This is a genomic window from Rothia mucilaginosa (genome assembly GCF_964210535.1).
In the GTDB taxonomy this organism is placed as follows: Bacteria; Actinomycetota; Actinomycetes; order Actinomycetales; family Micrococcaceae; genus Rothia; species Rothia mucilaginosa_F.
Genome location: NZ_CAXOMR010000008.1, coordinates 59,450 through 72,980, shown reverse-complemented (window position 1 = coordinate 72,980; position 13,531 = coordinate 59,450). Strand labels below are relative to the sequence as shown.

The following is a 13,531-nucleotide window of genomic DNA, read 5'->3' as shown; positions in this document are numbered from 1 at the left end:
CCATTCCGAGCAACAGACCGCGCAAACGGTCTTCATCCGAAAGGCTCAGTTTAACGAGCGTGTCTGTGCGTTAGCTGTGTGTCCTGTGAATGAACACACCCGATTCTATTTTAGGTGATGCACTCGCCATCGCTCTGGAACCCCGTCATTTAGCGGGGGATTGGTTATGGATATGAAAAAATCCCCGGTTCTTTCGAACCGGGGATCGTTGGTGCGCGAGGGGGGAGTTGAACCCCCACGCCCTCACGGGCACACGGACCTGAACCGTGCGCGTCTGCCTATTCCGCCACTCGCGCATGTGTCTTACGGTGTATCACCGCAGGCAACACATAAAACTATACGGACTGCACGCGGCGCTGTCCAATTGAGAGAGTGTGACCTTCGTTACTTGCTGGTAGTGGGGGCAGAAAGAACCCCGAGCCGTTACCAGCCGCCCTCCTCAGAAGTTGCCGTATCGGAAGCAGTCACCTCGGAAGCAGCCGCAGAAGTCGGCGCTCCGCGTTCCTGCTCAGCACGCTCCCGATCGATGCGTTCCATACGCGCACGCAACAACCACGTCACTGGACCCACATACGGCAGACACAGCACCAGCAGAAGCCACTTCAACTTCTGCACCTCCGAAAAATGCGGGTTCCGGTGAATCGTCACCAAGCACAGTAGCGCCAACGCAATACCCGCCAGAAAAATAACCGTGACCACCAGCTCCAGTACGGCATGCCAATCCATAAACCCTCCTAATATCCTCCCTAAGGATACAGACCCGGAGGAGCTCACAAGCCCTCAGGGTAGTCCAAGGAGGCGTTCAGAGCCTACCGCTGACGGGCTGCCCAATACGCGCCTCGGACACGCAAAAGGGCCCGCCCCGCACACAGCAGGACGGGCCCTCCAACAATGCCTTACATGCAATCTTACGCGCGGCTCACAAACTAGCGGCTAGCCTTCTTCGCAGCACGACGCTCAGCAACCTTCGCATCATACTCAGCCCAGAACTCACGGGTAGTCACCGCATCGGTGCCATCCCACGCCGCTAGATTCTTAATCTCCGGCATATCCGAAGCCTTGAAAATCGGCTCCAAACCAGCCTTACGCTGAGCCTCATAGTTCTTCAAGACCGCAACCACCTTCGGAGTCAGCAGCAGCACGGCCGTCAAGTTCACAATCACCATGCCGGCATTCAGCATATCCGCGGTAGTCCACACCAGATCCAGCGAAGAAATCGCGCCGAAGAACACGAACGCCAGAACCAGCACACGGAAAATAGTCATCGGCAGCTTACGCTCAGTCACGAAACGCATGTTCGACTCGCCGTAGTAGTAGTTACCAATCACAGTCGAGAACGCAAACATGAAAATAGCGATAGTCAGGAAGTGAACCGCCCAATCGCCCAGCTGCATAGCCAAAGCCGACTGAGTCAGCGAAGCACCACGCGAACGATCACCATAGGTCGGGTTCGACAGCAGAACAATAAACGCAGTCACAGTACACGCCATCATCGTGTCAAAGTAAACGCCCAGAGTCTGAACGTAACCCTGCTTAGCCGGGTGAGAAATAGTAGCGGTCGCGCCAGCGTTCGGAGCAGTACCCATACCTGCCTCATTAGTCAGCAGGCCGCGCTTCATACCCCAAATCACGGCACCCATGGTACCGCCGGTCACGAACTCCTTAATGCCGAAAGCACCCTGGAAAATCATCAGCAGCATATTCGGAACCTCAGTGATGTTCAGCAGAACAACCAGCAGGCCCAACAGTAGATACAGCACCGCCATAATCGGCACCAGCCACTCAGTCACCGAAGAAATCGCGCGAATACCACCGAAAATAATAGCCGCAGTCAGCGCCACCATAATCAGACCAATAGTGATGCGGAAGCCCATCGAGTTAGTACCCGAAACATCAATATTGAACGAGTTCGCCGCAGCATCCACCACAGCATTCGTCTGAACCGCCACAAACACAAACGCGTAAGTGATCACAATGAACGCCACAAAGATGTAACCCATCCAACGAGCATTCAGGCCGCGCTTCATGTAGTACGCCGGACCACCAATGTAGGAATCCTTACCGCGCTCCTTGTAGAGCTGACCCAGAAGGGACTCCGCAAAAGCGGACGCCGCACCAACAGCAGCAATAACCCACATCCAGAACACAGCACCCGGGCCGCCCATAGCAATCGCCAAAGCAACACCCGCAACAGTACCGGTACCCACACGAGAAGCAGCCGAAACAGTAAACGCACGGAACGAAGAAATGCTCTTCTTGCCGTCAGCCTCACGAGCAACCGGGTCACCCAGGACACGAACCATTTCCTTAACGGAACGCCACTGCACACCGCGAGTACGAATCGTAATGTACAGACCAGCCGCAATCAGAGCGTAGTAGAGGAAGTTACTCCACATCCAGTTCTGCACAGCATCCACGGAGGAGGTCAGTCCCGCAGTCTGCTCATTAATGTCCCCGATGATATTCAGAAGAAAATCCACTCGGTACTCCAATCTTGAAAGCAAAAAGCCCGCACGCTCAAACCCGGAAGACGGAGAACATGTGGGCTACATTGCTGGGTGGTGCGGACTCACGCCGCGTAGCGGAGCCAAATACACTCCGCATGATTAGTCACCCCATTGTGTCGGGTGCAACCCCCGCTCGGCAACTTAAAAAAGGGGCCCAATCCAAAATGTAACGAATACTTAATATATGGGCAGAGTAAATATAGACTCCGTGCGGGTGTTAGCCATACCGGCGAGGCAGGCGTGGAGGCGGGTGTGAAAAGCCCGGCGCAAGGCACAAAACCTCGCACCGGGCATAGTAAATAAGCGGAGGTATCGGTTGGGTTATGAGCGTTCAGGCTTCACAAACGGGAACGACAACACCCCACGAATCTGCGTCTGAGCCAACAGCATCACCAAACGGTCCACGCCCAGACCCAAACCACCCGTCGGCGGCATACCCGTCTCCAAGGCGTAAAGGAAATCCTCATCCACCTCCATCGCCTCCAGATCACCCGAAGCCGCCTTCAACGACTGCTCCGTCAAACGCTCACGCTGCACCAGCGGGTCCGCCAGCTCCGAGTAAGCGCAGCCCATCTCCATACCGTTAATCACCAAATCCCAACGCTCCGCCAAACCTGGAACACTGCGATGCGGCGCCGCAAGCGGACTCGTCTCCGCCGGGAAATCCGTATAGAACGTCGGCTCCACCGTATGCGCCTCAACCAGCTCACCATACAGCTCCTCAACGATGGCGCCCGGGCCCATACCCTCATGAACACGCACACCGTGCTGCTGTGCCAGGGACAGCAACTCCTCAAAGTCCGTCTGCACATCCACGCGGCGACCCAGCGCCTCCGACAGGGCATCACACACCGACACCACACGCCACGGACCCGACACATCACGCACAACGCGCTCGCTCGAAGCCTTATGACCCAGAGGCAAAGACACCGAACCAAACACCGACTGCGCGGCATCCTTGATGAGGCGCTCCGTCAACTCACGCATCTGCACATAATCCGCATACGGGCGGTACGCCTCAAGCACCGTAAACTCCGGGTTATGGGTCGCATCAGCACCCTCATTACGGAAATCACGACCCAACTCATACACCGGACCGCTACCGCCCACCACCAGACGCTTCAGATACAGCTCCGGTGCAATGCGCAGGGTCAGGTCCTCACCATAGGCATTGATGTACGTGCGGAACGGGCGCGCGCTCGCACCACCGTGCACCGTGTGCAGAATCGGGGTCTCCACCTCAAGGAAACCCTCCGCATCCAGGCGGGTACGTAGCGCCTTAATCACCGCCGTGCGCAGGCGCAGATTCTGCATCTGATCTGGATGCACCAAAAGGTCCGTGGAACGGCGACGCAGACGCGCCTCCGGGTCGGTAAACGAATCAAAGGGGATGGGGTGCAGACTCTTCGACGCCATGCTCCAGGAGGTGGCAATCAGCGATCGAGTGCCGTTACGGCTCGCCCCGTAAGTACCCTGCACAGTGATGATGTCACCGGTGTCCAGGTCATGGGAGGCGAGGCTCAACAGGCGCTCGCCCATCAGGGCTCGTTCCATCACGACCTGCAGGGTTTCGCCTTCTTCAATCAGGGTTGCGAAGAGGACTCCACCATGGTTGCGAAGCGCGCGAACACGCCCCGAAACTATAAATTCCAAATTAGGAATATTTTTAGAAGAGAATATACGCAGGGTATCCTTCACACCTAGTACAGTGGCGCCAGTACTACCCACAGAACCACCCAGCGGATACGGCTCCATACCCGCCGCACGCAGCGCCTCCAAATGGCGCAGACGATGCTGAGTCTGATCGCTGCGCGACACCTCAGGAAGCTCTTCCACAGCAGATACCTGCAACTGGCGAAGAGCCTCCAACTCATCTGCAGAAAGAACCTGCTCCTGATCCTGCAAACGGCGAGCCGACAGATTCGGTAAAAAGCCCTCCGCCATACCCGAAGCAACCACAACATTCACCATCGCCAACGTCGGCTCCGTCGCCAAAAAGCGAGGAACCCACAGCGGAGCAAACTTCAGGTTGAAACGATACAGGCGGCGCAACTGCAGAAAACGATCCAGCACGCCCAAAGAGCGGGAAGCGAAACGATTCCACGCCGAAGCACCCACCTGATCGGCAGCCTCAAAAATATGGCCAAACATCGCAAAATTCAGCGACACCCGACGCACACCGAGCGACGCCGCCTGCTCCATCAGCGACGCCACCATAAACTCCACCACACCATTAGGTGCCTCGGGGGAGCGGCGCATAACATCCAGCGACAGACCGGTCGGACCCCACGGAACGAACGACAGCAGAGCCACCATATGACCAGTCTCATCATGAGCCGAAACCAGCAGAGACGACGAATCCGCCGGATCATTTACACGGTTCAGAGCCATCGAAAAACCGCGCTCCACGCGGCCATGACGCCACGCCGAAATATTCTCCGCCACCTGCTGACGCTGCTGCTCGTTCAGCTCCGCAAAGCGGCGCATCTGCGCCGTGTACCCGCCACGACGCACACGCTGAACCGCCTGACGCACCGGCAGCATCGATGTGTCATTGAGCGTGAAACGGTCCGCCTCAAGGACCGCCTCCTCGCCCATCTGAATAATCGACAGGCCCGCACGGTTGTAGGCGCGCGCGCCCGCCTCACTCACGCTCAGAGCCGCAGGAACCCAGCCGTAGCTGCGTGCCTGCAACATCCACTGCTCAATCGCGGCATCCCACGAATCCGGGTCACCCACAGGGTCACTCGACGCCAAACACACCGAACCAACCGAACGGTACGTAATCGCCGCCCTCTGATCCGGCGAGAAAATAACCTGCTTATCGCGACGCGTCGCGAAGTAGGAGAGCGAATCATTGGCACCGTACTGCTGCAGCAGGGCGCGAATCTTCAATTCCTTCTCGCCGGTCCACGCGTCCGGGGCGCGGTAACCGCGCGCCAACAGGTACAGTGCCGCAACCAGCGAAGCACCGTAGCCAAAAGACGCCAAGAAACCCACCACATCGGCAGCCCACACGCCAGGATGGGTACGCTCAATACCCATGCCGTGCATAAGTAGCTCCCACGGGGTGATGGAACGCAGCGGCTCCCACACGCCGATACGGCACAGGTACCAGAGCACCAGGGTAGTCAGCAGGATGCCTCCAGCTGCCGTTGCAGCCGCACCCGCCCACGAGAGGCGACCAATGCGCGCCGGGAACGCCGAACGAATCGAGAAGAGGAACGGCACCAGCACGCACGCAAACACGATGGAGAGCGTATCGACCGTCGAGGAGAAAATACGGTCCTTATGCATGATTCCCTCAGGGAACACCAGCGTGAAGGCGCTATGGGTCGCAAGCAGCACACCCAGCACCTGAAAAACAATGGCGGCTATGAGGGCGGCACGCTTGCGCACAATCAGCCCGGAAACCATCACAATCATCGTAATGGCGCTGGGCAGAGTGTGCGTGGAGGGAATATTCAGCAGATCGGCGGTGACTTCCCACCAGGTGAAGCCGCGGCCGTGCCGCAGAGGAGTAATAATCCACGCGAACGTGGTCAGTAGCGCGGCAAAAGAATACACCCCGATTACCACGCGTGCTGATATCTCTGCATACCTTGAGGGAGGCGCGGGTGCCTGCTCTGCTCGTGCTGGACGGCGACGTGAGGTAGTGCGGTGAGACATCATTATCAGCGGGAATCGGGGTGTAGGGAAGGTACTAGACCTTAGGAGTTCTGGGTCGGCTCAGCCTTCGGGTCACGGTAGGTGCCCTCGAAGACATCGGGGATGCCGTTGTCGTCAGCGTCCACGCTTTCCTTCTCAGCCAGGGCACGGTAGTGCTTGTTACGGCGAGACAGGATAGCCGCACCCACAACGGCAGCCAGAACAGAGCCAACGAGAATCGCAATCTTGGCGTCCTCGGTGTGCGGGGAGCCGTGCGGGAAGGACAGCTCAGCGACCAGCAGGGACACGGTGAAACCGATACCGCCGGTTGCAGCCAGACCGACCACGTCAATCCAGGCGATGTCCGGGTCGAGGTTAGCGTTCTTGAATCGAGTCACGAGCCAGGTGGTGCCGAAAATACCGATGGTCTTACCTGCAACCAGCGCAACCATGATGCCGACTGCCACGGAGTCGGTGAGGGCGCGCCCGAGGCCTTCAAAGCCGCCTACAGCCACACCCGCGCTGAAGAACGCGAAGATGGGCACGCAGATGCCGGTGGAGAGGGGACGGAAGCGGTGCTCCAGCACCTCCGCCAGGCCGTGTTCTGCGTGTGCCGCCTCGGAACGTGCGGTCATCTTCACGGGCACCAGGAAGCCCAGAACCACACCGGAAATGGTGGCGTGAATACCGGACTCGAGGAAGAGCGCCCAGGTGATAATGCCCAGGGGCAGCAGCAGAACCCATGCGGCGAGCGGCTTCAGGTGCAGCATGGTCTCGCCACGGTATGCGATGAACGCGAACAGGGCGAGGGGAATCAGCGCGAAGAGCAGGTACTCGCCGTGGAAGTTATTGGTGTAGAAAATCGCGATAATGCAGATTGCGATGAGGTCATCAACCACAGCCAGGGTCAGCAGGAAGACGCGCATCGCCGAGGGGAGGAAAGTACCCACGGCGGCGAGAACAGACACCGCGAACGCAATATCGGTTGCGGTGGGGATAGCCCAGCCGTGCAGTGCGGTGGGGCTGGTGAAGTTCAGCGCCGTGTAGATAATCGCGGGCACCGCCACGCCACCGAAGGCAGCCGCAATCGGCACAATAGCGGTGGAAGGCGACTTGAGGTCACCAATCACGAATTCCTTCTTCAGCTCCAGGCCGGTGAGGAAGAAGAAAACGACGAGCAGACCGTCTGCCGCCCAGGTTCCGATGCTCATCTGCAGGTGGTTGAAGCCGGGGATAACCGGGCCGACCACGGTGTCTCGCAGACCAAAGTAGAAGGTGGAGGCGGGGGTGTTGGCGAGTACTACTGCCAGCACCGTCGCAATCAGAAGTACGGTACCGCCGACGGATTCTGCACGCAGAATGTCGGCTACGCGGCGTGAGTTGCTATATGAGCCGCGGCTGAGGGTATCTGGGTTGGTGTGAGTCATTCTCTCCTCTTTCTGCCGCGATATTATGCGGCATCTAAGGCTTTTAAGTTTACTCTGCGCTGTATGAGTATTCGAGTACCCGCTGGCGGCTTTTAGCTCCTGGACGGTGCACTGCGGTGTGTTTTTAGGGTTTATATGCATAAACGTTCCGCCCCCACCGCGGTGTGCGGGGAGGGCGGAACGTTAAATATTCTGCAGGTATTCTGCGGGTTTGACTAGGGGCCTAGTCGCACGAATATGAGATTATGCGCCTGCGATAGCGGGTGCGCCGGACTCCTGGCCGTGGTCGTGTGCCAGCTCGCGTGCAACGTAGTTCTCCAGGTCGAAGAGGTTGCCGTTTGCGCGCTTTACAACGGTCACGAGGGTCTCCATGGTTGCAACTTCCTCAACCTGCTCCTTCAGGAACCAGAGGATGAACTGCTCGCCCAGTGCGTAGTTCTCAGCGCGTGCTGCGGAGAACAGAGCCTCGATCTGACCGGTGACAGCCTTCTCCTGTGCCAGGGACAGGTCAACGATTTCCTGGACGTTCTCGAAGTCGTTCTTCACGGCGGGAACAGCGGGGATCTCGACCTTGTGGCCGCGGTCCAGCTTGTACTGAACCATCATGAGTGCGTGCTCGCGCTCTTCGAGGGACTGGCGGTAGAAGAACTTAGCCAGCTGGGGCAGGTCTTCGCCGTCGAGCCAGATAGCCATGGACAGGTACTGGTGAGATGCTGCGAACTCGTGGCCGATCTGCTCGTTCAGAAGGTCGTAGAAAGACTTAGACATATGGTTTCTCCTTATATGGTGATTGCTTCGTAGGCGCCGGATGGCGCGGTGCAACCTGTTGATGTTTATCGTACGGCGTGCAGTGGGTTGTGTACAGAGAGAAAAGGCTAATCGGTGGGGTAGATAAGGTATTCCTGACATATTGTCACCACTACCCTTAGTGTGGGTGACCTGAATATACCCTTTGGTTTGGGTGGTATTAGGTGTGTTCCCTTGATATTTCGCGGTTTAAGGCGGCATGAATCGCCTAGATTTCCCACGCACATACACGATGCATTTGTGCCCGGTAGCTGATAATCCGGCGTTTCTGGGCGGTGCGTTACGGCGTAAAAAATTTTTAAAAATTCTTCGCAGATGACGGTGCTTGGGGCTACTTTGAGGCTACTTTAGGGGGTTTTAAGGTTCGCGCGTGCTGTAGCGCTCGCGGCTACACGGGCCTGATCAAGAGATTTGTTAAAGAGATAAGGCACGTTCCCGGTGGGAATGTGCCTTATCTCTGGTTCTCTCAACTCTCACCCGCAGGGCAGGTGGAGGAGGTTATTGTGTGGGGTAGTCCCCACGCTTCAGTGCATCAATGGAGATGACGTTTGAGGGGGTGTTGCCGAGGACTGCCTCGCCGATTTCTGCGAGGTGCTCAACCTGCTCAGTGGTGAGGTGGTCGAAAATCTGGCGGCGTACTTCGCTAACATGGCCGGGTGCGACCTCCTGCGCCTTCTGCTCGCCTGCGGGGAGCAGGTGACAGATGCTGACGCGGCGATCTTCTGCACTGAGGGAGCGGCGGACGTATCCGTCCTTCTCCAAGCGTGCCACGACGCGGGAGAGACGTGCCGGGAGGGTGTTGGTAGTAATTGCCAGCTCGGTCATGGTCAAGGAATTGTCCTTGGACTCGGAGAGCATCGCGAGCACCATGTATTCAACGAAGCTAATGCCGGCTTCGGTCTGCAGCTGGTTTTCCAGCTTGCGGGTGAGGTTGAAAATGATGGAGCTGATAAAGAGCCAGCCTTCTCGCTCCTGGGGGGAGAGCCACTGGATGGATTCGCTGTGTGCGGTATTTTCGGACCGCTGCGCAGACGTGGTTGGTGTGGACACGGGATTGGTTCCTCTTTTATCGGATATGGAGCTCCCTTATTAATGGGAGATGCGGTGTGTTGGCACCCATTGTAGCGAAAGGTCTTACTCGCAACCTGAAATTGGTACGGTCAAGTAATGGTTGACACTTTGGTGCTAATTTTTTAGAGGGTGCTAGGGTCATCTTTTTGCACGCAGTGACTGCAAAAACCTTGGGTAGGTAGGTGATACACGACATATTTAAAAAGATTTCCGGTACAAGTATAGATGAGAACGTACCAAGAAGCACACTCGTGCATCGAGCCGAATTCCGCGGAATATCAAGGGTTTTAGGGGTGTGAATGAAAATTCTGAGGGGTGCAAAGAGGTTGCCAGGAGTGAAAAATAACGAAACGATAACAAAAATTTTAAGAAAATCATGGTTTTGGCTTTGCAACCGTAATGAAACCGTGTACACTAATTACATAACGGGGTCGAAGGAAGCCTCCGAGGCGAGACCGGAAGCTCGCTTCGATAGGTTCGACTCTCTATTTATCGGTGATTGTCGTCGGTGTACGAGTAACTCGTATTTCTACCGACGGATGTGCGGTGCGGGTGCAGTTCGTGGTTGGGCTGCATTCCGTACCGTATCTTTTTAACTCGAATCTCTATCAACTCACTCCAAGAGCATCCCGCGGCGGATGCTCTTTTTCTTTGCCCTCATGTAGGGGCGCCGACAAGGGTGCTGTGCGAGCCGGGGGAAGGACGTATGGGGCGGTGTGCACATCTGTACCGTGCGGCTGCAGTTCTGCTGTGCCGTATCGTGCCGAAATGGTTATCCACAGAGGTTTTCCACAGTGTGGAGAACTTACACGCGTGTGATTTTATGGAGGCGGTATCGAGCTCGCTGAGTGTTAAAAATGAGGGTGCAGCAGGGAAATTCTTGTAATTACAGGCTTCTACGGGCGTTAAAACCGAGGGTAAATTCTTAAACAGAAGACCTTTTCACCTTTAAATCCGTGGAACCCGAGAATTTCCACACCTGTGGATAACCCTGTGCACTTAATCCACCGCCTCGGGCTAGAAGAAGCGTATAAGGCTGTTCAGAGCCTCTTTTGGGGCTCAATATTTTGGCTAGTAGAGGGAAAAACGCCTCGATTGAGGGCAAAAATTCTGCAGTTTATCCCCCGCGCATCCCCAAAATGGGGTGTTATCCACAGTAGTTATCCACAGTGTGGAGAACTTACAGCACTGTTATTCACATGAGTGCATACCCCGGTATTTCAAGGCAGAATGGGGTGCCAAGCCTGAAAAGCCTGTTGATACACAGGGTTATCCACAGGTGTGGGGAAAAGCTGCCACCTAAAATCCACAGGCTCGTGCAGGTTGGTGCGCAAATGTGACGCTCCCCAATTCGTGAAAAGTAAAGTAAACGCTACGCTGGTAATCTTTAATACAAGCCAAGTTTTCTAATGAAAGGCATCATCATGGCTGAAAAGTACACCCTCCCCGAGCTCCCCTACGACTACGCGGCGCTCGAGCCCCACATCTCCGCAAAGATCATGGAGCTGCACCACGACAAGCACCACGCAGCATACGTTGCAGGCGCTAACGCAGCTCTCGAGCAGCTTGAAGAGGCACGCGAGAACGGTGCATACGGCAACGTCTCCAAGCTCTCCAAGGACCTGGCGTTCAACCTGGGTGGCCACACCAACCACTCCATCTTCTGGAACAACCTGTCCCCCGAGGGCGGCGACAAGCCCACCGGCGAGCTGGCAGCAGCAATCGACGAGTTCTTCGGCTCCTTCGACAAGTTCCGTGAGCACTTCACCAACGTTGCACTGACCATTCAGGGCTCCGGCTGGGCAATCCTCGCATGGGACACCGTTGGCAAGCGCCTCATCATCGAGCAGCTTTACGACCAGCAGGGCAACATCTCCGTTGCACTGATCCCCGTTCTGCAGCTGGACATGTGGGAGCACGCATTCTACCTGGACTACCAGAACGTCAAGGGCGAGTACGTCAAGGCATTCTGGAACATTGTGAACTGGGCTGACGTTCAGGCTCGCTTCGAGCGCGCAGTGTCCCAGACCAAGGGCCTGGTCCTCTAATCTAAGTTTTCGTCAGCGCGGTGAAGTAGCCGCGGTGAGATAACTGAAACGGGTGCCCGGCGCCTCCAATATTCGGAGGTGCCGGGCACCCGTTTGTTGTATTCAGATGTTGCTCCGCGGGGTTCAGGGCTGAGCCCTAGAGTGCCAGCGTGCGGTCAATGCGGATGCGGCGGCAAAAATCCTCATCATGGCTCACCACGATGAGCGCGCCGGTGTATGCTTCGAGCGCCTGCACCAGCCAATCCACCGAGGAAATATCGAGGTTATTCGTCGGCTCATCCAGCATGAGTAGCTGCGGTACCGGATCCGCCAGAAGCACCTGTGCCACCGCGGCACGGAAGCGCTCACCGCCGGAGAGCTCACCGGTCTTATGGTGCACGCTCTCGCGGCGGAAAAGTAGCCGCGCCAACTGGTCACGCAGATGCTGTTCGCTCACGCCGGGGTTTGCCCGCTGCACGCTCTGCAGGAGAGTGAGCTGCGGGTCGAGGGTGATGCGCTGCGGAATGTACGCCCCGTCGAGGCAATAGTCGACCCGGTAGGCGGGCTGCACGGGGGAGCGGTACTCCGGGTCTTTTCCGTGGGCAATTGCCTCAAGGAGGGTGGTCTTGCCGCTACCGTTTGCGCCGGTGATGCGCAGGTGCTCGGGGCCGCTGAGAATCAGGTGCTCGGGGCGCTCCGCCGGGGTTCCCTGTTGACTCTCGCTATCAGCCTCGGCGGGTGAAATATGCAGAGAATCAACCTTGGTGGGTTGCTGAATGGCAAATGTTTCACGTGAAACCCGGTGGCCATCAACCCTGTGCAGCTCCAGTACCTTACGTCCCGCGGGGAGGGGTTGCTGGCTCAGTTCGGCATAGATTTTCTCCTGCACGCGGACCTCATTCTGAGCGTTCTGGTATTCCTCTTGAGCCTGCTCCTGCTTGCCGACGCGCAGAACTCGAAGCTTCGCCGCCGCCTGCCGTGAGGCGTCCTTGGCGAGGGCAAGAATCGTATCCGGCTGGTCGTCCTTCCACACCTGCGCCATGTTCTTCGAAATAATCTCCTGCGCATGCACCCACTCACGGTGCGCAGAACGTACCCGGTTCTTCGCCTCGGTGACGCGACGCTGAGCCGCCTGCTGCTCGGTGTCCAACGCCTGGCGGTAGGTGCTGTAGTTGCCCTCGAAGAGGCGCAGATGCGCCACTCCCTGCCTGTCGGCGTGAAGCTCCGCAATCACGTGCACGCGCTCCAGCAGATCGCGGTCGTGGCTGATAATGAGCGCGGAGCAGGGCAGTGCCTCCAACGCCGTGAAGAGCTGAGCCTTCGCCGCGGAATCCAGGTTGTTCGTCGGCTCGTCAAGCAGAATGAACTCGGGGTCAGAACTCATCAGTGAGGCAAGTGCGGCAATGACCGCCTCACCGCCGGAGAAGCTGTGCATACTGCGAGCGAAGAGTGCGCGAACCGCCTCCGGACTATCGCGATCAACCAGTGCCGCAGGGGTGAAACCGTAGGTCGCCAGGGCTGCCAGAGTGCGCTCCTCAACATCCCAGTTATCCCCGATGGTCTCGTAGAGTTCGGGGGAGTATTCACCGGATTCCACCGCCTGCAGCGCCTGCAGAATCTCGGAGATTCCGCAGAGCTCAGCGAGGGTCTGTTCCCGATCCAGACCCAAATCCTGAGGCAGATGCGCCATGCGTTCCGGCGCAACCACAGAACCGGATTCCGGGGTCAAATCGCCCAAAATCAACCTCATGAGGGTTGTTTTTCCGCAACCATTGTCGCCGATGAGTCCGGTCAGAGGTGCCGAAAACACCGCCAAAAGGTCCACAAAAAGCGGGGGCTCACTCGGGTGCGCGTACGAAATATGGTCGAGTGTAATGTGAAATGACATGGGCCGAGTTCCTTCGAGTAGGTGCTCGGATTCCTACCAGCGCACATGAAGGTGTGAAGGCATGAAAAAACCCGAGCGTAACGGTGGATGTACCTGTGCCCGGGTGAATGCGCGCTGATTGGAACACGCAGGAAACGTGTCTGTAGAGCTACTGCG

The 13,531-nt window shown here is 57.2% G+C and carries 8 protein-coding genes and 1 tRNA gene; 1 reads left to right on the top strand and 8 read right to left on the bottom strand.

Going from position 1 to position 13,531, the window contains the following annotated elements; genetic code table 11:
* Positions 1 to 209: 209 nt before the first annotated feature.
* From AB8C10_RS04305 to AB8C10_RS04275, 7 genes are all read right to left on the bottom strand, one after another.
* A tRNA-Leu gene (locus AB8C10_RS04305) sits at positions 210 to 296 on the bottom strand.
* Positions 297 to 423: 127 nt separating this feature from the next.
* Positions 424 to 726, bottom strand: coding sequence for a PLDc N-terminal domain-containing protein (locus AB8C10_RS04300; protein WP_368866956.1), 303 nt, complete (start codon positions 724 to 726; stop codon positions 424 to 426).
* Between the two features lie 200 nt (positions 727 to 926).
* Positions 927 to 2,480 (bottom strand): alanine/glycine:cation symporter family protein, encoded by a 1,554-nt coding sequence (locus tag AB8C10_RS04295; RefSeq protein WP_368866955.1) that lies wholly within the window; start codon positions 2,478 to 2,480, stop codon positions 927 to 929.
* Positions 2,481 to 2,828: 348 nt separating this feature from the next.
* The gene (gene lysX / locus AB8C10_RS04290) at positions 2,829 to 6,179 is read right to left on the bottom strand and encodes a bifunctional lysylphosphatidylglycerol synthetase/lysine--tRNA ligase LysX (RefSeq protein WP_368866954.1); all 3,351 of its coding nucleotides are present in this window, start codon (positions 6,177 to 6,179) and stop codon (positions 2,829 to 2,831) included.
* Positions 6,180 to 6,217: 38 nt separating this feature from the next.
* A complete protein-coding gene (gene nhaA, locus AB8C10_RS04285; protein ID WP_368866953.1) occupies positions 6,218 to 7,582 on the bottom strand; it encodes a Na+/H+ antiporter NhaA in 1,365 nt (454 codons plus the stop codon).
* A gap of 243 nt (positions 7,583 to 7,825) precedes the next feature.
* The gene (locus AB8C10_RS04280) at positions 7,826 to 8,350 is read right to left on the bottom strand and encodes a ferritin (protein ID WP_070833136.1); all 525 of its coding nucleotides are present in this window, start codon (positions 8,348 to 8,350) and stop codon (positions 7,826 to 7,828) included.
* A 537-nt stretch (positions 8,351 to 8,887) separates the two neighbouring features.
* On the bottom strand, positions 8,888 to 9,439 hold the full coding sequence (locus AB8C10_RS04275) for a MarR family winged helix-turn-helix transcriptional regulator (RefSeq protein ID WP_368866952.1): 552 nt from the start codon (positions 9,437 to 9,439) through the stop codon (positions 8,888 to 8,890).
* Positions 9,440 to 10,884: 1,445 nt separating this feature from the next.
* Between AB8C10_RS04275 and AB8C10_RS04270 the strand changes: the two genes are divergently transcribed.
* Entirely contained in the window at positions 10,885 to 11,508 is a 624-nt protein-coding gene (locus tag AB8C10_RS04270; protein WP_005507370.1) for a superoxide dismutase, read from the top strand.
* Positions 11,509 to 11,644: 136 nt separating this feature from the next.
* Here the strand turns inward: AB8C10_RS04270 and AB8C10_RS04265 are convergent, their stop codons facing one another.
* Positions 11,645 to 13,375 (bottom strand): ATP-binding cassette domain-containing protein, encoded by a 1,731-nt coding sequence (locus AB8C10_RS04265; RefSeq protein WP_368866951.1) that lies wholly within the window; start codon positions 13,373 to 13,375, stop codon positions 11,645 to 11,647.
* Between the last annotated feature and the right edge of the window lie 156 nt (positions 13,376 to 13,531).